Source organism: Mycobacterium sp. 2-64 (assembly GCF_035918375.1).
GTDB lineage: Bacteria > Actinomycetota > Actinomycetes > Mycobacteriales > Mycobacteriaceae > Mycobacterium > Mycobacterium intracellulare.
This window is the reverse complement of the sequence record NZ_CP142361.1, coordinates 2401226-2424439: the sequence shown is the minus strand read 5'-3', so window position 1 is coordinate 2424439 and position 23214 is coordinate 2401226. Positions and strand designations below refer to the sequence as shown.

Here is a 23214-nt window from a genome sequence, read left to right as displayed (position 1 = left end):
TTGGCCGCCACAAGTCGACGCTCGCGGAGACAGGGGCGCGGACACAGGGGCGGAGACGGCCGCGGCCGCAACACGGGCCTAGATCTCGTCCTTTTGCGCCGCCTCGAGCAGCTCGCGGGCGTGCGCGCGGCCGCTGTCGGATTCGCCCAGCCCGGCCAGCATCCGCGCCAGCTCGGCGACCCGCTCGTCGCCGCCCAGGCGCCGTACCACGCTGGTCCCCTTGGGCCCCGCGGCGTGCACCACCAGGTGCACGTCGGCGTACGCCGCAACCTGCGGCAGGTGCGTGACCACGATGACCTGGTGGGTGCGCGCCAGCCGCGCCAGCCGGCGCCCGATCTGCACCGCCGCGCGGCCGCCCACCCCGGCGTCGACCTCGTCGAACACCATGGTGGTGCCCGCGGCCTCTTTGCGGGAGGTGGCCAGCACCACCTCCAGGGCGAGCATCACCCGGGACAGCTCGCCACCGGAGGCGCTCTTGGCCAGCGGCAGCTGGTCCATGCCCCGGTGCGCGGCGAAACCGAACTCGACCTGGTCGACGCCGTCGGCGCCGGCGTGGACGAGCTCGCCCGACGGCAGCCGCAGCGCGGCCGAATCGTCGGGGTCCGACGCGGTGTCCGGCGCGGCATCCAGGGTCACGTCGATGGTGAATTGGGCGTCGGCCATCGCCAGCCCGGACAGCTCGGCGGTGACCTCCTTGGCGAGCCGCTTGGCGGCCTTGCGCCGCGTGGCGCTGAGATCGACCGCGGCCTGGGCCAATTCGCGGCCGAGCTCGTCGACCCGGGCTGCCAGCGCCGCCAAACCCTCCTCGGAGACGTCGAGCTGGGCCAGCCGTTGCCGCGACTCCTGGGCCCACCCGATCACGCCGTCGATGTCCGCGGCGTACTTGCGGGTCAGGGTGCGCAGTTCGGCCTGACGGGCCAGCTTGGATTCCAGGGCGCTGGCGTCGACCGGCAGCTCCTCGAGGAAGCCGCCCAGTTCGCCGGCCGCGTCGACGAGCACGGTCAGCACCTCGCCGATCTGGCCGGCCAGCGCCGTCAGCTTGGCGTCGCCGGTGGATTCCAGTGCGGCCCTTGCCTTTCCCAGGCTGTCGGTGGCACTGAGGCCGTCGGTCTCCTCGGAGGACAGCGCCGCGCGGGCGGTGGTGGCGGCCTCGCGCAGGGTGTCCAGTTCGGAGAGCCGCACGATCTCGGCGACCAGGGCGTCGTCCTCGCCCGGTTGCGGGTCGACGGCGTCGATCTCGTTGAGGGCGAACGTCAGCCGGTCGGCCTCCAGTGCGAGCTCGCGCATGCGGTTGCGGCGGTCGAGCAGGTCGCGCCGCGCCGACAGCCAGGCGTCGCGCAGTTTGCAGTACCGCTCGAGCGCGGGTCCGGCCTTGGCGAAGCGGTCCAGCGCCGCGCACTGCTCCTCGGGCCGGATGAGGCGCAGCTGGTCGTTCTGCCCGTGCAGGGTCAGCAGCCCGGCGGTGAAGTCGCCCAGCGATTTGGCGGGCACGCTGCGGCCGCCGAGGTAGGCCCGCGACGGCCCGTCACGGCTGACCGAGCGCAGCGCGATGACGCTGCCGTCCTCGTCGCGTTCGGCGCCCGACGCGTCGAGCATCTCGTCGAGCCGCACGACCATGGCCTCGTCGAGATCCGTTGTGCTGAACCGCCCTTCGACGAGGGCCCGCTCGGCCCCCGACCGGACCCGGGTGGCGTCGGCGCGGGCGCCGCCGAGCAGATGCAAGCCGGTGACCACCATGGTCTTTCCAGTGCCGGTCTCCCCCGTCAGCACGGTCAGGCCGCGGTCGAACTCGCCGACCGCCGAGCTGATCGCCCCGAGCGACTCGATCCGGATTTCAGTCAGCATTCAGTCAGGATCCCGTGCTGTGCCGTCAGTTTCCGCGCCACCCGGTCACCGGCAGCCGGAACTTGCGCACCAACCGGTCCGTGAACGGGGCGCTGTCCAGCCGGGCCCATTTCACCGCCGTGTCACAACGTTTCACCTCGATGCGGCTGCCGGCCGGGATGAGCATCTCGCGGCGGCCGTCGCAGAACACCAGGGCGTCGTGGCCGTCCGCCTCCACCTCGATCGCGATGGTGGCGTTCGGGCTGGTGACCATGGGGCGACCGAACAGCGCGTGAGCGTTGTTGGGTACCACCAGGATTGCCTCCAGGTCGGGCCAGAGCACCGGGCCGCCCGCGGAGAACGCGTAGGCGGTGGAACCCGTCGGGGTCGACACCAGGACGCCGTCGCAGCCGAAGGCGGACACCGGCCGCCCGTCGATTTCGACCACCACCCCGAGTACGCCGAGCCGGGGGCCCTTTTCCAGGCTGACCTCGTTGAGGGCCCAGCCGTGCGCGGAGACCCGGCCGCCCTGGCGCACGACCACGTCGAGCGTCAGGCGGTTCTCCACCCGGTAGTCCTGTGCGACAACGTGGTCCAGCACCCGGTCGATGGCCTCGGCCTCGGCCTCGGCCAGAAAGCCGATCCGCCCGAGGTTCACGCCCAGCACCGGGATGCCGGCGTTGCGCGCGAGCTCGGCGGCCCGCAGGAACGTCCCGTCGCCGCCGAGTACCAGCACCAGTTCGCAGCCTTCGGCGGCCCGGGGGTCGGCGTCGACGACCTCGATCTCGACGCCCATCGCCCGCATGTCGTCGGGGGCCAGGTGCAACGGTCCCCGGTCGACAGCCTCGGCGGACAGCACCCGAAGCCCGATTCCGTTGTCGCCCAGCGTTTTCTGTACACGGCGGGCCGTCTCGGTGGCTTCTTCGCGGCCGGTGTGGACGACCATCAAGACGGTGCGTTCGGCTGGAGTCACTGCGGCCCGCTTTCCACCGCGTGCCGCACCGCCGCCACCAGGGCGTCGCCGGCGAGCGGACGATCGGCCTGGGCGCGCAGCCGAAGGAAATATTCGACGTTGCCCGACGGCCCCGGCAGCGGGCTCGCGGTGACGTCGACGGTGTGCCAACCCAGCTCGGCGGCGCGGCGCGCGACCGACGTCACGGCGTCGGCGCGCAGGCCGGGGTCGTGCACCACACCGCCCGCGCCGACCTGGCCCTTCCCCACCTCAAACTGTGGCTTCACCATGGGAACGATATCCGCGTTCGGTGCGGCGCATCCAGCCAGCGCCGGCAACACTGTGGCCAACGAGATGAACGACAGGTCGGCCACGACGAGGTCGGCCGGCCCGCCGATCGCCTCGGGCGTCAGGTCACGAACGTTGGTCCGCTCGACGACGACGACCCGCGCATCGCTGCGCAGCGACCACGCCAGCTGGCCGTATCCCACGTCCACGGCCACCACTTCGGCGGCCCCGCGGTCCAGCAGGACTTCGGTGAAGCCGCCCGTCGACGCGCCGGCGTCCAGGCAGCGGCGGCCCGCGACGGAGATCCCGAAGGCGTCCAGCGCGCCGATGAGTTTGTGCGCGCCGCGCGAGACCCAGCCGCGTTCGCCGTCGGTGGCCACGGTCAGGGCGGCGGTGACGGCGACGGCGGTGCCGGGCTTGCGCGCCGGCATCCCGTCGATGCTCACCTTGCCGGCGCCGATCAACTCCGCGGCCTGCTGACGCGACCGGGCCAGGCCGCGCCGCACCAGCTCGGCGTCAACGCGGGCGCGTCGAGACATGCGCGCACTCAGCCCTTCTCCGCCGACTCCAGCGCGGCCAACAGGACGTCGTGGGCCTCGGAGAGCCGGCGCGCGATCTCTTCGAGCTCGTCGAGCGAGGGCGCCTTCTCGGGGTCCTCCTGGTCGCCGGGTCGGGGCAGCCGGGCCAGCAGGGCGTCGATCTCGGCGCGAATCTGATCGGGGTCGATACTCATCGCGTTCCTACGTTAGTCGGTGCGCACCAAAGACCAGCGCTGCAGCGCGGCGCGCGCCCGGTCGTCGCCGGCCTCGATGCGCACGGCGCCAGACCCCGGGGCGCCCCACACCGCGCCGGCGACCGCGCGCACGATCGACAGGCCGTCCCCGTCGTCCGGCCCGTCCCCGCGGACCGTGACCGCCCCGTCCGCGACGTCGACCCGCCAGCCCGGTTGCGGGCCGACCGCGAGGCGCCCGGCGTCGGCGTGCAGCGAGCGCAGATCGTGGCCGATGTAGGTGGGGCGCTGGGCGGGCTTGGCGTACACCGCGTCCCGCGCGGAGTTGACCCCGGTGAGCACCATCAGGCTGGGCAGCTCGGCGGCGTTGGCGCCCTCGATGTCGGTGTCGAGCCGGTCGCCGATCACCAGGGGCGCGCGGAAGTCGCCCCGGGCCGCCGCGTCGCGCAGCAGGGCGGGCGCCGGCTTGCCCGCCACCTGGGGTTCGGCGCCGGTGGCCGCCCGCAGCGCGGCCACCAACGAGCCGTTGCCGGGCAGCAACCCGCGCTCGGTGGGCAGGGTGAGGTCGACGTTGGCCGCCACCCATCGCGCGCCGGCCCGGATCGCCAGCGCCGCCTCGGCGAGCTCGGGCCAGCCGATGGTCAGGGACAGGCCCTGCACGACGGCGGCCGGGTCGTCGTCGTTGCTGCGCACTGGGCGCAGCCCGACGGCGGTGATCTCGCCGGCCAGGGCCTCGGTGCCCACGATCAGCACCGGCGAGTCCGGGGGCAGCTGGTCGGCGAGCAGCCGGGCCGCGCTCTGGGCGCTGGTGGCGACGTCGTCGGCGGTGGCGGTGAAGCCGAGTTCGGTCAGGTGCGCGGCGACCTCGTCGGCGCTGCGGGAGGCGTTGTTGGTGACGAAATACGCGCGACTGCGCACCTCGGCCAGCGCCTCAACGGCGCCCTCGGTGGGCTGGCGGCCGCGAAATGCCGTCCCGTCGAGGTCGATCAGTAGGCAATCGTATTCCTGCGCAAGGCTTTTCACGTCGTCGGTTCCGTCGTGTCAGCCGAGTTCACTGACCCGGTCTTCGGCGTCGGTGACTCCGTCGACGTCGGCGGCGGCCGAACGCAGGAACCATTGCAGCGCATCGTCGGTGCGGTCGAGCGCGAGCAGCGTGTCCGCGTAGGCGTAAAAGAGCCGCGCGGCCGTGGAGCCGGTGCGGCTGGGATCCAGTTGCGGCGTGGACAATACGGTCAGCGCCTGCTCCAGCTGCCCGAGGTCCGCGCGCGCCCCGGCGGCGACGATGCGGAGCTCGTCGGCGTCGTCCCCGGACAGCTCGGCGGCCTCCGGTCCGCGCGCGAGCTCGATGGCGCGCTCCGGACGGCCAAGTCCGCGTTCGCAATCGGCGATCAGCGGGAGCAACGCGGACTTGCTGCCCATGCGGCGTGCGGCGCGGAACTCCGCCAGCGCCTGCGACCAGTCGCCGCAGTGGTAGGCGGCGATGCCGACCGCCTCCCGGATGGTGGCGATGCGGCTGGACCGGGCCCGCGCCGCGCGGGCGTGACGCAACGCCGCCTCCGGGTCCTCGTCGAGCAGCTCGCCCGCGGCGACGAGGTGGCGGGCCACCGCGTCGGCGGTGGCCCGGTCCAGGGTGCTCAGTTCGCGGCGAACGTCGGGTGCCAGCTGCTTGGCTTCCACGCCGGGCGGGATCGGCGGCCCGTCCTGCGGGGCGCGATCGGCCTGGGCGTCGCGGCGCGGGCCGCTCTGCGGCTGAGCCGGCCGCGCACGGCCCGGACCGGACCAGTTGCCGGATGCCGGCCGCGCCCTCCGCTCGCCGCGGTGCCTCTGCCTGTCGTCGACCACGCTGCCGAGAATACGGGCAGCGCCACACCTAACTCGGCAGCCGGTTGCCCAGGAGCGGCGCGATCAGCGCCGGGCAGTAGGTCGCGATCGCCACGATGGTGAACCTGCCGGCCGTCTCGTACGACATGCCGTTGCCCTCGGCCATCTTGGACGTCACCGCGTCGAAGGACCCGCCGGGCTCGAACAGCATCGGGCACACCGACTGTCCCATCGCGGTGGTGCCGGTCGGCTGGCTATAGGCGATCCCGGCGTTCGTCAGCGCCGACAGGAACGCATTGCTGAGCATGTCCGCGCGGATCGGCGCCGACATCGCCCCCGACAGAGCCGCGGCCAGCGCCACCAGGCCCGTGATCACCCCCAGGCTCCGCAGGACGGTCGACCGCACACGCGTCGCGAAAATCACCGTGACAACAGTGGTCCTTTCGGGTCACGCCGACGACACGGTGAGGTAAAGATCTGTGCACGCGCGTGTTTCGCGGAGGCTCTACGGCGCCCGGGCGGTCTAGACTTTTTCGACCCCCGCGACGGTGCGCTTGCCGCGGCGCAGCACCAGCCACCGGCCGTGCAGGAAGTCCGCCGGCTGCGGGGCCCACTCCTCGCTTTCGATGCGGACGTTGTTGACCGAGACGCCGCCCTCGCCGATGGTGCGCCGCGCGGCCTTGCGGCTCTCGGACAGCCCGCTGGCCACCAGCAGGTCGACGATCCCGTCGGGGCCACCGGGTTTGAGCTCGGCGACCGACGTCTCGCGCAGCGCCGCGGACAGCGTGGCCTCGTCCAGCCGGCCCAGCTCGCCCTGCCCGAAGAGCGCCCGGCTGGCGTGCTCGACGGCCTCGGTGGCCGCCTCGCCGTGCACCAGCACGGTCAGTTCGCGCGCCAGCCGCCGCTGCGCGGCGCGTTGTTGGGGGCGCTCGGCCGTGGCCTGCTCCAGCTCGCCCAGCTCGTCGGCCGACAGGAAGGTGAACCAGCGCAAGTAGCGGATCACGTCGGCGTCGGCGGTGTTGAAGAAGTACTGGTACCAGGCATACGGGGTGGTCAGCGCGGGGTCCAGCCACAGGCTGCCGCCACCGGTGGACTTGCCGAACTTGGTGCCGTCGGCGGCGGTCACCAGGGGCACGGTCAGCGCGTGGACCGAGGCGCCGAGCTGCTGGCGGACCAGCCGGACCCCGGCGATGATGTTGCCCCACTGGTCGGAGCCGCCGATCTGCAGGCGACAGCCGTAGCGGCGGTGCAGTTCGACGTAGTCGTTGGCCTGAAGGAGCATGTAGCTGAATTCGGTGTAGGAGATGCCGTCGCCGTCCAGGCGGCGCCGCACGGTGTCGCGGTCCAGCATGACGTTGACCGAGAAGTGCTTGCCGATGTCGCGCAGGAACTCGATCGCCGACAGCGGGCGCGTCCAGTCCAGGTTGTTGACGACGACGGCGCCGGTCGGTGAATCGTCGAAGTCGACGAAGCGTTGCAACTGTCCGCCGATCCGTTCGGTCCACTCGGCGACGGTGTCGGCCTCGTTGAGGGTGCGCTCACCAACGTCGCGGGGGTCGCCGATCATCCCGGTGGCGCCGCCGGCGAGCACGATGGGGCGGTGGCCGGCGCGCTGGAAGCGGCGCAGTGCCAGCAGGGGCACCAGGTGGCCGGCGTGCAGGCTCGGCGCGGTGGGGTCGAAGCCGGCGTACACCGTCATCGGCCCGCGCCGGGCTTCGGCCGCCAGCGCATCGAGGTCGGTGGACTGCGCGATCAGGCCGCGCCAGCCCAGCTCGTCGAGGATCATGGTGTACGAGTCTTCCAGAGCGCCGACGGCGGGCGTCGACTTGTGGCGCGGATTCGGGGCGCTTCCCCCAGCGACCCGACGTTCGCCGCGGGTTAGTCGCTGGCACCCGGGGCCGGCGCGCGCGGGCTGCGGCGATACGCCGACACCTCCGGGCGCCCGGGAAGCCACAACCGCCAGGGCCGGTCGGCGGCCTGGCTGACACCGACCCGCGGGCCGGACATCGAGCTCAGCGGTTCGTGCAGCTCGAGCGTCACCGGGCTGTTGCCGTCGAACAGGTCGATTCCGTTGTCGTCCATGGTGATTCCCATGGCAGCGCACAGGTTCCCCGGCCCGCGCGCCAGCGCGGCGGTGTGCACCAGCTCGCCGCGGCGGGCCCGGGCGGCGTCGGTGCCGTCCTCGATCGCGGCCGCCCGCAGCAACACCGCGGCCGCGGTGCCGTCGGGACCGCACGAGACGTTCGCGCAGACATGGATGCCGTGGCTGCGGTAGGTGTAGAGCCGCCCCGGCGGCCCGAACATCACGAAATTGCGGGCGCGCAGGCCCTTGTAAGAGTGCGCCGCGGCGTCCGGCCACGGACCGTCGGGCACTCCCCCGTAGGCCTCGACCTCGACGACTATCCCGCTCACACCCCGCGCGGTGAGGGTGGCGCCCAGTAACCGGCGCGCGGCCTCGACCGGGTCGACCAACAGCTGCGCCGCCGCCGTGCTTGCGCGAGATCGTCGTCCAGCCTCGACCAATTGAAGATCCTGAATCCTCTTTTCAGTAACCCAACGAACCTACCGGCGGCCCGAACATGGCAGTATCCCGGTGTCCGGGACCCGAAGGAGGCCGACATGCACGCGATAGACCCGGCCGCCACGGCGTGGCTGCTGGCCAGCACCGCGCTGGTCTTGCTGATGACGCCCGGCCTGGCGATCTTCTACGGCGGCATGGTCCGCACCACCGGGGTGCTCAACATGATGATGATGAGCTTCATCTCCATCCCGCTGGTGACCGTGGCGTGGCTGCTGATCGGCTACACCCTCGCGTTCTCCGAAGACGGGGCCAGCGGGTTCGTCGGCAACCTCAGGCATTTCGGGATGCTCGGCATCACCCCCGACACGGTGCACGGCACGGCGGTGCCCGAGTTGCTGTATGCCACGTTCCAATTGACGTTCGCGATCATCACGGCCGCGCTGGTCAGTGGCGCGATCGCCGACCGCGCGAAGTTCGCCGCCTGGATGGTTTTCGTCCCGGTCTGGACGATCGCCGTGTATTCGATTGTCGCCCACTGGGTCTGGGGGCCGGGCGGCTGGCTGGCCAAGTTGGGCGTCCTCGACTATGCGGGCGGGCTGGTCGTCGAGATCGTCTCGGGTTCCTCCGCGCTGGCGCTGGCGCTGGTGCTCGGGCCGCGCATCGGTTTCAAGAAGGACGCCATGCGGCCGCACAACCTGCCGCTGCTGTTCGTCGGTGTCGGGCTGCTGTGGTTCGGCTGGTTCGGGTTCAACGCCGGCTCCGCCCTGGCCGCCAACGGAACCGCCGCGGCCATCTTCCTCAACACCTTGGTCGCGGGATGTCTGGGCATGCTGGGTTGGCTTGCGGTCGAACAGATTCGCGACGGCAGGCCCACCACGTTCGGTGCGGCGTCGGGCGTGGTCGCCGGCCTGGTGGCCATCACCCCATCGTGCGGGACCGTCAACACCCTCGGCGCGACGATCGTCGGCCTGGCGGCGGGTGTCGTGTGCTCGTTCGCGGTGGGCGCGAAGTTGCGCTTCAACTATGACGATTCGCTCGACGTGGTGGGCGTGCACTTCGTCGGCGGCGTGGTCGGTGTGTTCCTGATCGGGCTGCTCGCCACGGCGGTCATGACGGCGGGCCCGCGCGGCCTGTTCTACGGCGGCGGCGTCGGCCAGCTGGGCAAGCAGACGCTGGCGATCGCGGTCGTCGCGTTCTACGCGTTCACCGTGTCGTTCGTGCTCGCCAAGGTGATCGATCGGGTGGTGGGTTTCCGGCTCAGTACCGAAGACGAAACCACCGGCGCCGACCTCACCCAGCACGCCGAAACCGCCTACGCCGAAGGCGTGCACGGGCACCTGCCGCAGCGACGCCCGGCGATCGGCGAGCGCTTCAACTAGGCCCGCCCGGGGCTGCGAAGGCCCGGATGCTGCGACCCCTTGACAGCGCGGCCACGCGCGACGAATATTCATCACATGATGAGTTCATCCCGTGATGAATTAATCCCGGACCGGGCCGAGCCGGCGGTAGAGATCGATCACCTGCGCGTGATCCGCGGTAAACGCCCGGCCCTGCACGACTTCTCCGTGCAGATCGCGGCGGGCAGCATCACCGGCCTGCTCGGCCCGTCCGGCTGCGGCAAGACCACGCTGATCCGATGCATCGTCGGCACCCAGATCGTGACCTCGGGCCGCGTCTTCGTGCTCGGCAAGCCTGCCGGCAGCGCCGAACTGCGCCGTCGCGTCGGCTACCTGCCGCAGGACCCGACCATCTACAACGACCTTCGCATCATCGACAACGTTCGCTACTTCGCCACGCTGTACGGGTTCGACGGCCGGGCCGCCGACGCCGCCATCGAACGAGTCGGGCTCAGCGATCACCGAACGGCCTTGTGCGGCAACCTGTCCGGTGGCCAACGCACCCGGGTGTCGCTGGCCTGCGCGCTGGTCTGCCAGCCCGATCTGCTGGTGCTCGACGAGCCCACCGTGGGACTCGATCCGGTGCTGCGCGCGGACCTGTGGGACCAGTTCGCCGAATTGGCCCGCGCGGGGACCACATTGCTGGTTTCCAGCCACGTCATGGACGAGGCCGACCACTGCGGGGACCTGCTGCTGATGCGCGAAGGCCGGCTGGTCGCCCACACCACCCCGTCCCAACTGCGAGAGGACACCGGATGCACGTCACTGGAGGACGCGTTTCTGTCCATCATCAAGCGCAGCACCATGCGCGAAGCCGGTTAGGGCTCAACGGGTATACGGCGACCACGACGCGGATCCTGCGCCAGTTGGCCGCCGATCACCGCAGCGTCGCGATGATCCTGTTGGTGCCGGTCCTGGTGATCACCCTGATGTACTTCATGTTCGAAAACGCCCCGCACCGCCCGGGCAGCCCGACCCCGTTCAACAACGCCTGCCTGATCCTGCTCGGCCTGTTCCCGCTGTTCGTGATGTTCATCATCACGGCGATCACCATGCAACGCGAACGGGCCTCGGGAACGCTGGAGCGCATCCTGACCACTCCGCTGCGCCGGCTCGACCTGCTGATCGCCTACGGCACCGCCTTCTCGACGGCCGCTGCGGCGCAAGCCGTTCTGGCGTGCATCGTGTCGTTCTGGCTGCTCGGCTTCGACACGGCGGGCAGCCCGTTGTGGGTGTTCGTGATCGCGATCGTCAACGCCGTGCTGGGAGTCGGCCTGGGCCTGTTATGTAGTGCGTTCGCGCGCACCGAGTTTCAGGCCGTGCAGTTCATCCCGCTGGTGATGGTGCCGCAGCTGCTGCTGGCCGGCATCATCGTGCCGCGGGCGGTGATGCCACACTGGCTGCAATGGATCAGCAATGTGCTGCCGGCCAGCTACGCGCTCGAGGCCCTGCAACAGGTGGGCGCGCACCCGGAGCTGACCTTCATCGCGGTGCGCGACATCATCGTGGTGTTGGGCTTCGCCCTGGCGGCGCTGTGCCTGGCGGCGGCGACGCTGCGGCGACGGACCGGCTAGTGGCGATCGCAAGCGCGGCGCAGCCGGGCGCAGCGGGTCGCCACCATCAGATAGTGGCGAGCGCCCAGTGACGACTACCAACACCGGCCGCCGGCGACGGGGCCGGCCCTCCGGGAACTCCGATACCCGGGAGCGGATACTGGCCAGCGCCCGGGAATTATTCGCGCGCAACGGTATTCGTAACACGTCGATACGTGCGGTGGCCGCGTCGGCGGGGGTGGATTCGGCGTTGGTGCACCATTACTTCGGCACCAAGGAGCAGCTGTTCGCCGCGGCCGTCCACATCCCGGTCGATCCGATGGACGTCATCGGCCCGCTGCGCGAGGTGCCCGTCGAGGAGCTCGGCTACCAGATTCCGTCGATGTTGTTGCCGCTGTGGGATTCCGAGATCGGCGCGGCGTTCATCGCGACGCTGCGCTCGATCCTGGCGGGGTCGGAGATCAACCTGTTTCGCGCGTTCATTCAGGACGTGATCGCCGTCGAAGTCGGTGCCCGCGTGGACGATCCGCCGGGAAGCGGAATTATTCGCATCCAATTCGTGGCGTCGCAACTGGTGGGTGTGGTGATGGCGCGCTACATCCTGCAACTGGAGCCGTTCGCGTCGCTGCCGGCCGAGCAGGTCGCGCGAACCATCGCGCCCAACCTGCAGCGCTACCTCACTGGGGATCTGCCGGAGGGCCTTGCGCCATGAGCCGGGCGTGCTCGTCGTCGTCGACGTCGCGGGCCTCATCGATCAGCAGCACCGGGATGCCGTCCTCGATCCGGTAGGCGCGGCGCAACCGGGGGTTGTAGAGCACTTCCCCACCGCCCGTTCGGGATACCAACACCAGCGGGCCGCGGTCGGCCGGGCACACCAGGATGTTCAGCAGTGCGTCGTCGATCATGATCGCGCCCCGCTGAGCTCGGAACGCACCCCGGGAGTCAGCCGGCGGTAGTGTTCGGTCTCCGCATCGAAATACCAGACGTGCCGTCCCGCCTTGGGAATCCCGGCGGCCCGCAGCGCGCTGACGGTCGGGCGGTAGGTCGCGCTCAGCGTCATCTCCGCGACCACGCAGACGATGTCGGGCCCCAGCCCGATCGGGATCTTCGCGAAGGCCTCGGTCAGGTCGGCCGCCGTGATGGAGGCGCCCGGCAACAGCGTCACCGCCGACACCGCCACCTCGTGGTCGCGCACGGGCACGTTGTAGGTCACCGCGAGGTCGACGCCGTTGATGCAACCCAGCGCGTCGGTGACCGGCTCGGCGTAGACCAGCCCGCGCGGGGTCCGCACCACCGAGCCGCGCCGGCCCGCCAGCCAGTAGTCGCCGTCGTCGTCGCGGTAGAAGAGGTACTCGGTCGAGATCCAGGTGTCGCCGGCGGCGAACACCCCGCGCTTGACGGAGGCGCTCGGATCGATCGGGCCGTTGGACGCGGCGAGCAGAACCCCGACCTGTTTGGGTTCGGCGATCTGCACGAAGCCCCGCTCGTTTTCCAGGATCAGGTCGTGTTCGGTGTCGTAGGCGCCCAACTCGATGCGCCCGGCGCCCGGCAGCGGGCGGCCCTTGCTGCCGACCTTGGCGCCGGACACGTTGGCCAGCACCGCCTGACCGTCGGTGGTGGCGAAGAACTCGACGACGTGAGCGGGCGCGAACGCCTCGACGACACGCCCCCACAGCCCGGTCGGCATGCCGGAGCCGATGAACAGGCGCACCGGGTGGTTGCCGTGCAGGACGAAGGGCGGATCGGCCGGGTTGTCGAGGATCTCGCCGAGCATGGCCCAGGTGTAGGACACCACGGTGACGCCGTACTGGCGCACCTCCTGGATGAATCGGGTCCGGTCCAGGCCGCGCGACAGCGCGATGCGGGTGCCGCCGACCACCGCGCCGCCCAGGCTGACCAGCAGCGCGGACTCGTGGTGCAGCGGTGTCAGGCAGTACACGGTGTCGCGGCGGTCGAGGGCGGCCGTCGAGGCCGTACCGAACGCCGAGACCGCCCAGCGGTAGTTGGTGATCTGCTTGGCCACCAGCTCGCCGCCGGCCGAGCTGAACGCGATGAACGCCAGGTCCCGGGCCAGCCCCGGGTTGGGCCGATACCAGCCGGGCAGCTCGACGGCGTCCGGGTCGATCTGTTCCATGTCGATGACCTGGGGCTGCTCGTCGGAATCCTCGGGCAGGTGCAGGTCCCGCGTCTCGCCGCCGCCGAGCACCAGCACCTGCCGCAGCAGTTGCCCGTCCGACTCCAGCACCGCGTCGAGGTTGGTGGGGTCGGTGAGGATCTCGGTCACTCCCCCGAGCCGCACCGAGGCGGCCAGGTCGGCGTCGGGCCGCATCACCACCGCGATGGCGCCCAGGCGGGACAGCGCGGCGATGGCCACCAGCGCGCTGGGCCGGGTCTCCATCAGCACGCCGACCCGGTCGCCCTGCCGCACCCCGACCTCGATGAGGCCGCGGACGACGTTGTTGATGCGCCGGTTCACCGCCTCGTAGGTGTGCACCCGCCCGTCGAACAACAGGAATTCGCCCTGCGGGGCGTCGTGCGCCTGCTCCTCGATGATGCGGCCCAGCGAGATCCTGGTGTGGTCGTTGATCTGCCCCAGCCGGACCAGTCGCGGCAGCGTGCGGGCCGTTTCGACGGCCAGGGTGCGCACGGATTTGTTGGCCGCGACGACGGTGTTGGCCGCCCCGCGGACCATGCCCAGCGCCGCCTCGGAGGCCTCCCCGATGCCGTGCGCGAGCCGGGAGCTCAGTGCCACGCCGCTGTCGGTGTGCTCGGCGGGCTGGTCGGCCATCGGCGCGATGCTGGTGGGCTTATCGCCGCCGGCGGACAGCCATCGCACCCATTCCGCGACGGTCGGCCAGCTTTGTTGGGCCGCCTTGGACCCGACGACCAGGCCGAAGTGGCCCGTGCGGATGGTGGATTCGTAGACGTCGGCGTCCGGTGCCGCGCGCCGGATGCCGCGCACCGAGGCCGGCTGGCCGATGTCGTCGACCTCGCCGACGAAGGCCAGCACCGGGCAGGTGATGTCGGTCAGGGTGACCATCTGTCCGTTGACGGCGAAACCGCCGGTCATCATCCGGTTGTGGGCGATGAACTGCTTGAGCAGCTCGGAGATCGCGGGACCGGACCACGCGATCCAGCCTTCGCGTTCGAGGAAGCGCCGCTGCTGCTCGCGCGGCAGCAGCGCCTCGCGGTCGTGCAGCTGGCGGACGAAGTCGACCCGCGCCTTGGCGGTCTTGAGGGGGTCGAGCATCTGGAAGCCGGTGCGCGCCATCCAGCTGGGGATGGCCAGCCGGCTGAAGACGTGGTCGGCCATGAAGTTGGCGGCGGGCGCGGCGAAGTTTGCCGGGATGCCCATCGGCAAGGCGGCCAGGGTGTCGACCGGGGAGCCGAAGGTGACGATGCTGGCCAGGCTCTTCGAACGCCGGTAGGCGGCGACCTGGTAACACCACATGCCGCCCTGCGAATAGCCGACCAGATGGATGTCGCTGCCCGTGGTGTCCCGGACCGTGTCGATGGCCTGACTGAGCGCGACGATGTGATCGGCCAGCGTGCGGCGCATGCCGCCTTCGACCTTGTCGGGTTCGCCGAAGTCGATGACCCAGGGATCGAGCCCCCGGCTGTGCAGGATCCCCACCGCGCCTTCGTCGCGGGTGACGTCCCACATGTCGGCGGACATCATCATCGGATGCACCATCAGCACCGGCGGCCCGACGGGCGATTGGCCGGGCCGACTGTCCGGCGGGAAGTACCGCCGGAGCTTGTACATCGGCACGCTCTCGACGATCTGGGACGGCGACGGCACCGTGCCGGTTTCCAAGCCCCCCAGTCGCAAGACTTCCAGCCCGTTCTGCGCGGTAGCGATCAGCCGCGCGACCGGTCGTGTGACCATCGAAAGATTGACATCCACTGCTGCTCCCTGAGTCTTGACAGCTTGGACATCATGGCACATCTGGGCAGCTAGAAGGGCGGTGGTTACACCGATCCGGCGGCGGCGGGCGCCGTGCGAACAGACCCGCGCTCCGCTGGGAAGGCGGTGGCTCGCCGTCGGCTTCGGCCGACGACTCGGCGTGTGCCGCGGCGGTAGGTCGTTAGCCACCGGCGCCCCGCCTGGTGGCTCGCTGTGAATCACCTGCGCGCAGTTTGTGCGGCAGGGCACGGGGTACGCAGTCGATGCGCTTCGGTCACGACGCGTCGTCGCGACCGTTTCGGTTGAAATCCACAGCTGGGCGCTATGAGACCGCCGGACCGCGTTCCTTCCAGCCCGAAGGAGAGGTCACTGCATGACGCGATGGACGTACTCGGCCGGCACGGTCACGGCACACCCCAGCGCAGTGCCGCTGCGCACCCCACGACTCACCCAGGAAACCAGCCCGGGCCGGTGATCCGGCACGACGCAAGCGCAGAAGGGACTTCACATGTTGTTGCTCGGCAGCGGCGGACGGCGCAAAGGCCGCACCGCCGGAAGTGACGGACTGGGCGAGGTCTCGCACCTGGCCGAGCGGGCGCTGTACGACGTCGCACACGGTCGTTTCGAACGCTCGCTGTCCGGGCTGACCGCCGTTGCGGCGCTCGTCACGACGGCCGAAATCTACTTCGAGCACTACAAGGCAAGCTTCGGCAACAAGTGGATGTGGAGCCCGATCGTGGTGACGCCGCCGGTGGTGGTCGCCGGCGTCGGGGGCGTGTTCTCGCGGCGCTGGGCCAAGCTGTGGCTCCCGATCACCGCCGGCATCTACACGGCCAACGGTCTGATGGGCGAATACCTGCACGCGCGCGGCGTCGCCCGCAAGCCGGGCGGATGGAAGCACGCGTCCTACAACGTGCCCATGGGCCCGCCGATCGCGGCACCGGGATTGATGTGCATGGTCGGCGGAATGGGGCTGCTGGCGTCGATCCTGCGCCGCGAACGGTTCCGGGGTTAGGCATCGGGATCACTGAGATGGCTGACACCTCACGCCCCGACCACCTGCCCAACCTGCGCCCCGACGGCAAGCCGCCGCACCCGTCCTGGCTGCCCAAGCAGCGCCGCGGCACCACGCCCCAGATGATCGGGCGCTACCCCGATTTCGACGTGCTGGAAACCGCCGGCACCTGGGACGAGGCCACCAGGAAAGTCGTGCTGGCCCGGCTCGAACCTCCCGGCCCCCTGCGGTTTTTCACCGCAGAGGAGGAGCCGTGCCTGCGCGCGTTCTGCGACACGGTGCTCGCGCAGGACGCCGAGCCGCGCGTCCCGGCGGCCGAATCGGTCGACTCCAAGCTCGCCGACGGGCGCCTCGACGGCTACCAGTACGCGGACATGCCCGACGACCGCGACACGTGGCGGTTGGTGCTGCGCGGGCTCGACGAGACCGCCGCCAGATACGGCGCATCCTCCTTCGCCGCCGCCGGGACCGAAACCCGCGAACAGATCGTCGGGCAGTTCTCGCAGGGCGAGCTGGAGGGCGGCGCCTGGGAGAACCTGAACGTCAAGCGCGCCTGGTCGGTGTGCATGCGAATGACGCTGTCCGGCTTCTACTCCCACCCGTGGGCCTGGAACGAGATCGGGTTCGGCGGCCCCGCCTACCCGCGCGGATTCATGCGCCTGGGCGGCGCCACCGGGCCCGACGCCGCGCGCGAACCGTACGAGATGCCCGGCGCCACCGACGAAGACCCCGTGCAGGTCGTGCAGAACGGTGAGTTGTGATGGGCGACTTCTGGCGGGGCCTGCTCAAGGGGGCCGTCGGCCCGAAGGACAACGAGTCGCGGTTCCTGCTCGACGTGCACTCGCGCGACCTGCCCGGCGAAAAGACCATGCGCCGCTACCGCGACGACGACGAGGTCGACCTGGTGGTCGTCGGGGCCGGCGCCGGTGGCTCGGTGCTGGCGCAGCGGCTGGCGCGTGCGGGCTGGCGGGTCGTGATCCTCGAGGCCGGCCCTTTCTGGCACCCCGACGAGGACTGGGTGTCCGACGAGGCCGGCTCCCACGCGCTGTACTGGACCCAGAAGCGCATCATCGGCGGTGACGACCCAATTGAGCTGGGCAAGAACAACTCCGGGCGCGGGGTGGGCGGCTCCATGGTGCACTACGCCGGCTACACCCCGCGGTTCCACCCCAGCGATTTCGCGACCCGCACCCTCGACGGGGTGGGCGCCGACTGGCCCCTGCGCTACGAGGACATCCGACCCCACTACGAGCAGGTCGAGCTCGAGTTGCCGGTGGCCGGCCAGAATTGGCCGTGGGGCGACCCGCATCGCTATCCCTTTGCCCCGCATCCCATTTCGGGGGCGGCAGCCAAAATCTGGCGGGGCGCGCTCAAGCTCGGTATTGAGATGCGGGTGGGGCCTGTGGGCATCGTCAACGGCACGTTCGGCAACCGCCCGCACTGCATCTACCGCGGCTACTGCCTGCAGGGCTGCAAGGTCAACGCCAAGGCCAGCCCGTACGTCACGCACCTTCCCGACGCGCTGGCCCACGACGTGGAGATCCGCGCCAACTGCATGGCCTCGCGCGTCGAACTCGACGAGACGGGCGCGGCGCGGGGTGTGGTCTACTACGACGAGGTGGGCGGCAAAGAACGGTTGCAGCGCGCCAAAGTTGTTGCCGTAGCTGGGTATTCGATCGAAACACCGCGCCTGTTGTTGAACTCGGTGAGCGAGCGCTTTCCGAACGGGTTGGGCAACAACGACGATCAGGTCGGGCGCTACGTGATGGTGCAGGGCGCCACCCAGTCCGCGGGCCGCTGGTCCGAGGAGGTCCGGATGTACAAGGCGCCTCCCCCGGAGGTGACCTCCGAACAGTTCTACGAGACCGACCTCTCTCGCGGGTTCGCCCGCGGGTTCTCCATCCAGACGGTGTCGCCCATGCCCATCGGCTGGGCCGAACACGTGATGGCGGACGGGCACTGGGGCCGCGCCCTGCGCGAGTACATGCGCGACTACAACCACTGGGCGACCGTCGGCGTGCTCAACGAGTTGTTACCGCTGCCGGACAATCGGGTGACGCTGGCCGAAGAGAAGGACCCGTACGGCATCCCGGTCGCCCGGTTCGACTACACGCTCTGCGACAACGACAAGGCCAACATGGCCTACTCCACCAAGGTGATCGGCGACATCCTGCACGCCGCCGACGCCCAGGACGTGCTGACCATCGAGCGCTTCGCCCACCTGATCGGCGGCGCCCGCATGGGCACCGGGCCACAGAATTCGGTGGTCGACTCCGATCACCGGGTCTGGGGCATGCCGAACCTGTTTCTCGCCGACGGCTCGGTGTGCCCCACCCAGGGTTCCGCCAATCCCGCGCTGACGATCATGGCGTTGGCCTCGCGGCTCGCCGAACGAATGGCCACCGGAAAGATCGATACCGGCGTGGGGCGGGGGTCGAAGGCTGGAGCCCGTGGCTGACCTGAAGATCGACACCGCGACCACCTTCGCCCCCCGCGTGCTGCGCGAGTACGCGCTGCTCGCAGACGGCGAGCGGGGCGCGCTGATCGGACCGCAGGGCGACGTGGCGTGGATGTGCGCGCCGCACTGGGATTCCGACGCCGTCTTCTCCAATCTCATTGGCGGCGGCGGGGTTTACGCCGTCACCCCGACCGACGTGCGGCACGTCTGGGGCGGCTACTACGAACCGGGCAGCCTGATCTGGCGCAACCGGTGGACCACCCGCGACGGCATCGTGGAATGCCGTGACGCGCTGGCCTTTCCGGGCGACCCGGACCGGGCGGTGCTGCTGCGGCGGCTCACCGGCTGCCGCGGGACGGCGCGGGTGCGGGTGCTGCTGGCGCCGAGTGCGGGATTCGGCCGGCACGGCCCCGGCAAGGCGACCGTTCATGACCGGGTGTGGAGCGCCCGCTCGGGGCCGCTGCGCTGGCGCTGGCAGGCCGGTTGCGACGCGCGCCCCGTCCGGGCCGCCCAGGAGAAGGGCGAGTTGCTCACCTGTGAGATCACACTCGAGGAGGGCCAGCACCACGACCTGGTGCTCGAACTGTCGGAACACGCACTGCCCGACCAGCCCCCGGACCCCGACCTGGCCTGGGAGGCCACCCCCGCGGCCTGGCAGCGCAGCGTGCCCGAGCTGAGCTGCACCATCGCTCCCCGCGACGGGCGCAGCTCCTACGCCGTGCTGCGGGGACTGACCAGCAGCGGCGGCGGCATGGTCGCCGCCGCCACCATGAGCCTGCCCGAACGCGCGCACTCCAACCAGAATTACGACTACCGCTATTCCTGGATCCGCGACCAGGTGTACGCGGGCATGGCCGCCGCCGCCGTCGGCACGACCGAGCTGCTCGACCGGGCGGTGGAGTTCATCAGCGCCCGGCTGCTCGAGGACGGCCCGAACCTCAAGCCCGCCTACACCATCACCGGCGGCGCCGTGCCCGGGGAGGAAACGCTCGACCTGCCCGGCTATCCCGGCGGCGCCGACAAGATCGGCAACTGGGTCAATCAGCAATTCCAGCTGGATGCCTTCGGCGAGGCACTCCAGCTGCTGGCCAAGGCGGGCGCCGCCGACCGACTCGATGCCGACGGCTGGCGCGCGGCGCAGACCGCGATCAAGGCCATCGAAAAGCGTTGGCGCGAACCGGATGCGGGCGTCTGGGAGATCGACAACGAGCGCTGGACGCAGTCACGGCTGGCCTGCGTGGGGGGGTTACGCGCCGTCGCGAAACTGGCCGGCGCCGGACCCGAGGTGGCTGCGTGCGCTCCGCTGGCCGACGCGATCCTCGCCGAGACCGCATCGGAAAGCCTGCACCCGCACGGGTATTGGCAACGCAGCCCCGGGCAGAAGGGGGTCGACGCATCGCTGCTGCTGCCGCCGGTGCGCGGGGCCGTGCCCGCCGACGACCCGCGGACCATCGCCACGCTGGACGCCGTTCGCCGGGAACTCGCCGACGACGGGTTCGTCTACCGCTTCCGGCACGACGAACGCGACCTCGGCGACGCCGAGGGAGCGTTCCTGCTCTGCGGGTTCATGATGGCGCTGGCCGAACACCAACAGGGCCATGCCCATTGCGCGATGCGGTGGTTCGAGCGCAACCGCACCGCCTGCGGGCCGCCGGGCCTGTTCTGCGAGGAATACGACGTGCAGCAGCGCCAGCTCCGCGGCAACCTCCCACAGGCATTCGCGCACGCGCTGATGCTGGAATGCACCGCCACCCTCACCGACGACGCCGCCCACCATGACTGATCGGGTGCCCGACACCGAGCGAAAGGGATTGCGATGACTCAGACAGTGGTGATCACGGGAGCCAGCGCCGGCATCGGGCGCGCCACCGCGAAGGAGTTCGGGCAGCGCGGCGCGAACGTCGCCCTGCTCGCCCGCGGCGCCGCCGGGCTGGAAGGCGCGGCCCGTGACGTCGAGAACGGCGGCGGCAAAGCCCTGGCCATCCCGACCGACGTGGCCGACCACGCGGCCGTCGTCGCCGCCGCCGACGAGGCCGAAGCCGCATTCGGTCCCATCGACGTGTGGGTCAACGTCGCGTTCACCTCGGTGTTCGCGCCGTTCACCGAGATCAGCCCCGAGGAGTTCAAACGCGTGACCGAGGTGTCCTACCTCGGCTACGTGCACGGCACCATGGCCGCGCTGGCCAAGATGCGCCCCCGCGACCGCGGCACCATCGTGCAGGTCGGCTCCGCGCTCGGGCAACGATCCATCCCGCTCCAATCGGCCTACTGCGGAGCCAAACACGCCATCAACGGGTTCACCGAGTCGGTGCGCTGCGAGCTGCTTCACGAGGGCTCGAAGGTGCGGATCACCGTGGTGCAGATGCCCGCGGTCAACACCCCGCAGTTCTCGTGGGTGCTGTCCCGGCTGCCCCGCCACCCCCAACCGGTGCCGCCGATCTATCAGCCCGAGGTCGCCGCCCGCGGCGTGCTGTACGCCGCGGATCACCCAGGGCGCAAACAGTATTGGGTCGGCGACTCCACCATGGTGACGCTGCTGGCGCAGAAGTTCGTCGCGCCGCTGCTGGACCGCTACCTCGGCCGCACCGGATACGACTCGCAGCAGACCGAGGAGCACGTCAGCGCCGGCCGGCCCCACAACCTCTGGGAACCGCTCGACTCGCAACCCGGCAGCGATCACGGCGCCCGCGGCGAATTCGACGACGAGTCGCACACCCACAGCCCGCAGCTGTGGGCGTCGCAGCACCCGGTCGTCAGCGGCACCGGCGCGCTGGGCGCCGCGGGTGTGGGCGCGTGGCTCGCGGCGCGCGCCGGCCGCCGGTGGGCGCGATGACGACCGCCGCCCGGCTCGACACGACCATCGACGAGGTCAGCGCGCAGGTCTACAAGATCCCCACCGACGCACCGGAAGCCGACGGGACCCTGGCCTGGTCGTCGACCACGCTGGTGCTGGCCGAGGTGTCGGCCGGAGGCGAGCGCGGAATCGGCTACACCTATGGCGACGGCGCCTGCGGCAAGCTGATCACCGGGCCGCTGGCCGGCACGCTCACCGGGCACAACGCCGTCGACATCCCCGCCCGGTGGGAGTCGATGGTCAAGGCGATGCGCAACAACGGGCGGCCGGGGTTGGTGTCGTGCGCGATTTCGGCGATCGACACCGCGCTGTGGGACCTCAAGGGCAAGCTGCTGGCGCTGCCGGTGTGCCGACTGCTCGGCATGGCGCATCCCGCGGTGCCGATCTACGGCAGCGGCGGCTTCACCACGTATGACGAACGCACCACCCGCGCCCAGCTCGAACGCTGGGTCGACGAGTGGCAGATCCCGCGCGTCAAAATCAAGATCGGCGAGTCATGGGGCTCCGACGAGCGTCGCGATCTTGATCGAATAGCCTTGGCACGCAAGGTGATAGGGCCCGGCACCGAACTCTACGTCGACGCCAACGGAGCCTACCAACGCAAGCAGGCGATCCGGGTGGCCCACGCCATGGCCGATCATGACGTCACGTGGTTCGAAGAACCCGTCTCCTCGGACGACCTGGCCGGGCTCCGCGAGGTGCGCGACCAGGTGACCCCGGACGTCACCGCCGGCGAATACGGCTATGACCTGGCCTATTTCCACCGAATGCTGGCCGCCGGCGCGGTCGACTGCCTGCAGATCGACGTCACCCGCTGCGGGGGCATCACCGACTGGGTGCGCGCCGCCGCCGTGGCCGCCGCCCGCAACGTGGACGTCTCCGGGCACTGCGCCCCCAACCTGCACGCCCACGTCGCCACCGCCATCCCGAATCTGCGGCACCTGGAGTACTTCCACGATCACCACCGCATCGAGCACATGCTCTTCGAGGGCGCGCTCGCCCCCGAGGGCGGCGCCCTGCGGCCGGATCAACACCGGCCCGGGTTCGGCCTGGAGTTCAAGCACAGCGACGCCGAGCGGTACCGGGTGGCCTGAGAACCCCGCCGCTGCCGGCAGGCATGGACGGGGCAAAAAACGGGAACCGATACGCCAGGGTTTTCACAAACGGAAATGGAGCAAGGCGCGATGAAAGTGAACTCGGACGACGAAACCGTGGAGCGCCACGAGGCGCTCATGCGTGACGTCGTCGAGGAGCGCGACCTCAGCGCGGTCGACTCGGTGCTCGGTCTCGGCGATCCGCAGCGCGTCGGCCGGTTCCGGTTCTTTCTGGACGGCCATCGCTGGGAATGGTCGGACGCGGTGGCGCGCATGCACGGCTACAAGCCCGGACAGGTGCAGCCCACCACGGAACTGTTGCTGCAACACAAGCATCCCGAGGACCGCGAACGGGTGGCCGCCGTGCTGGAGCGGGTGATTAAGGGGAAGCCGTTCAGCAGCCGACACCGCATCATCGACACCGCCGGGCGCACCCACTGCGTCGTCGTCGCCGGGGATCGGATGGTCGACGACGCCGGTGCGCTGGCCGGCACGTCCGGCTTCTACGTCGACGTCACCGACTCGCTGCACACCGACATCACCAACGTGCTGTCGGCGGTCGCCGACGCCCGAGCCCGCATCGAGCAGGCCAAGGGCGTGCTGATGGTCACCTACGGCATTTCCGCCGAGCGGGCGTTCGACATCCTGGTGTGGCGTTCCCAGGAGTCCAACCTCAAGGTGCGCGACGTCGCCGGCCGCTTCCTGGACGCCGTGGCCAGCAAGGCGTCAGCGGAAACGCAAAGCCATGTGGACCAGGCGCTGCTGACGCTGGAATAGCACGCGCCAGTAGGGTCGGGCCG

Annotated in this window: 22 protein-coding genes; 11 read left to right on the top strand and 11 right to left on the bottom strand. The window is 70.5% G+C overall.

Annotated elements, in window-relative coordinates:
• Positions 1–78: 78 nt before the first annotated feature.
• The 9 genes from recN to QGN31_RS11440 form a co-directional block, all read right to left on the bottom strand.
• Positions 79–1845, bottom strand: coding sequence for a DNA repair protein RecN (gene recN, locus QGN31_RS11480; RefSeq protein ID WP_201409481.1), 1767 nt, complete (start codon positions 1843–1845; stop codon positions 79–81).
• Positions 1846–1870: 25 nt separating this feature from the next.
• Positions 1871–2770, bottom strand: coding sequence for an NAD kinase (locus tag QGN31_RS11475; RefSeq protein WP_014380303.1), 900 nt, complete (start codon positions 2768–2770; stop codon positions 1871–1873).
• Positions 2771–2793: 23 nt separating this feature from the next.
• A complete protein-coding gene (locus QGN31_RS11470) occupies positions 2794–3603 on the bottom strand; it encodes a TlyA family RNA methyltransferase (protein WP_009955066.1) in 810 nt (269 codons plus the stop codon).
• Between the two features lie 8 nt (positions 3604–3611).
• Positions 3612–3797: a hypothetical protein gene (locus QGN31_RS11465; RefSeq protein ID WP_009955065.1), complete on the bottom strand. Its 186-nt coding sequence runs from the start codon at positions 3795–3797 to the stop codon at positions 3612–3614.
• A gap of 12 nt (positions 3798–3809) precedes the next feature.
• Complete coding sequence (locus tag QGN31_RS11460; protein WP_014380305.1) at positions 3810–4817, bottom strand: HAD-IIA family hydrolase; 1008 nt, start codon at positions 4815–4817, stop codon at positions 3810–3812.
• 18 nt (positions 4818–4835) lie between these two features.
• Entirely contained in the window at positions 4836–5636 is an 801-nt protein-coding gene (locus QGN31_RS11455) for a tetratricopeptide repeat protein (RefSeq protein ID WP_225331121.1), read from the bottom strand.
• A 28-nt stretch (positions 5637–5664) separates the two neighbouring features.
• The gene (locus QGN31_RS11450; RefSeq protein WP_009955607.1) at positions 5665–6039 is read right to left on the bottom strand and encodes a DUF732 domain-containing protein; all 375 of its coding nucleotides are present in this window, start codon (positions 6037–6039) and stop codon (positions 5665–5667) included.
• Positions 6040–6138: 99 nt separating this feature from the next.
• Positions 6139–7401, bottom strand: coding sequence for a tyrosine--tRNA ligase (gene tyrS / locus QGN31_RS11445; RefSeq protein ID WP_009955608.1), 1263 nt, complete (start codon positions 7399–7401; stop codon positions 6139–6141).
• Between the two features lie 92 nt (positions 7402–7493).
• Positions 7494–8138, bottom strand: coding sequence for a DNA-3-methyladenine glycosylase (locus tag QGN31_RS11440; protein ID WP_014380308.1), 645 nt, complete (start codon positions 8136–8138; stop codon positions 7494–7496).
• A 96-nt stretch (positions 8139–8234) separates the two neighbouring features.
• On the opposite strand from QGN31_RS11440, the gene QGN31_RS11435 reads away from it, so the two are divergent.
• The 4 genes from QGN31_RS11435 to QGN31_RS11420 all read left to right on the top strand — a co-directional run bounded on the left by QGN31_RS11435 (position 8235) and on the right by QGN31_RS11420 (position 11798).
• Entirely contained in the window at positions 8235–9515 is a 1281-nt protein-coding gene (locus QGN31_RS11435; protein ID WP_020188604.1) for an ammonium transporter, read from the top strand.
• Positions 9516–9590: 75 nt separating this feature from the next.
• Positions 9591–10355, top strand: a complete 765-nt coding sequence (locus tag QGN31_RS11430) for an ABC transporter ATP-binding protein (RefSeq protein WP_014382735.1) — start codon at positions 9591–9593, stop codon at positions 10353–10355.
• Positions 10289–11107, top strand: coding sequence for an ABC transporter permease (locus tag QGN31_RS11425; protein WP_201407473.1), 819 nt, complete (start codon positions 10289–10291; stop codon positions 11105–11107). Before QGN31_RS11430 ends, QGN31_RS11425 begins: the two co-directional genes overlap by 67 nt.
• A gap of 67 nt (positions 11108–11174) precedes the next feature.
• Positions 11175–11798 (top strand): TetR/AcrR family transcriptional regulator, encoded by a 624-nt coding sequence (locus QGN31_RS11420; protein ID WP_009953469.1) that lies wholly within the window; start codon positions 11175–11177, stop codon positions 11796–11798.
• On the opposite strand, the gene QGN31_RS11415 is transcribed toward QGN31_RS11420, so the two are convergent.
• Entirely contained in the window at positions 11764–11991 is a 228-nt protein-coding gene (locus QGN31_RS11415; RefSeq protein WP_014382737.1) for a Trm112 family protein, read from the bottom strand. The genes QGN31_RS11420 and QGN31_RS11415 overlap by 35 nt on opposite strands.
• Positions 11988–15035 carry an acyl-CoA synthetase gene (locus QGN31_RS11410; protein WP_201407472.1) on the bottom strand — a complete coding sequence of 1016 codons (3048 nt, stop codon included), beginning with the start codon at positions 15033–15035 and terminating at the stop codon, positions 11988–11990. The genes QGN31_RS11415 and QGN31_RS11410 overlap by 4 nt, the downstream gene beginning before the upstream one ends.
• Before the next feature lie 466 nt (positions 15036–15501).
• Between QGN31_RS11410 and QGN31_RS11405 the strand changes: the two genes are divergently transcribed.
• The 7 genes from QGN31_RS11405 to QGN31_RS11375 all read left to right on the top strand — a co-directional run bounded on the left by QGN31_RS11405 (position 15502) and on the right by QGN31_RS11375 (position 23191).
• Positions 15502–16008: a hypothetical protein gene (locus QGN31_RS11405; RefSeq protein ID WP_008257599.1), complete on the top strand. Its 507-nt coding sequence runs from the start codon at positions 15502–15504 to the stop codon at positions 16006–16008.
• A 17-nt stretch (positions 16009–16025) separates the two neighbouring features.
• Entirely contained in the window at positions 16026–16769 is a 744-nt protein-coding gene (locus QGN31_RS11400; RefSeq protein ID WP_014382739.1) for a gluconate 2-dehydrogenase subunit 3 family protein, read from the top strand.
• Complete coding sequence (locus QGN31_RS11395; RefSeq protein WP_008257601.1) at positions 16769–18466, top strand: GMC family oxidoreductase; 1698 nt, start codon at positions 16769–16771, stop codon at positions 18464–18466. The genes QGN31_RS11400 and QGN31_RS11395 overlap by 1 nt, the downstream gene beginning before the upstream one ends.
• Positions 18459–20249, top strand: a complete 1791-nt coding sequence (locus QGN31_RS11390; RefSeq protein WP_008257603.1) for a glycoside hydrolase family 15 protein — start codon at positions 18459–18461, stop codon at positions 20247–20249. The genes QGN31_RS11395 and QGN31_RS11390 overlap by 8 nt, the downstream gene beginning before the upstream one ends.
• Before the next feature lie 33 nt (positions 20250–20282).
• Positions 20283–21299, top strand: coding sequence for an SDR family oxidoreductase (locus QGN31_RS11385; protein ID WP_014380313.1), 1017 nt, complete (start codon positions 20283–20285; stop codon positions 21297–21299).
• Complete coding sequence (locus QGN31_RS11380) at positions 21296–22414, top strand: enolase C-terminal domain-like protein (protein ID WP_051019787.1); 1119 nt, start codon at positions 21296–21298, stop codon at positions 22412–22414. Before QGN31_RS11385 ends, QGN31_RS11380 begins: the two co-directional genes overlap by 4 nt.
• Before the next feature lie 90 nt (positions 22415–22504).
• Positions 22505–23191: a PAS and ANTAR domain-containing protein gene (locus QGN31_RS11375; protein ID WP_179960077.1), complete on the top strand. Its 687-nt coding sequence runs from the start codon at positions 22505–22507 to the stop codon at positions 23189–23191.
• The last annotated feature ends 23 nt before the right edge of the window (positions 23192–23214 follow it).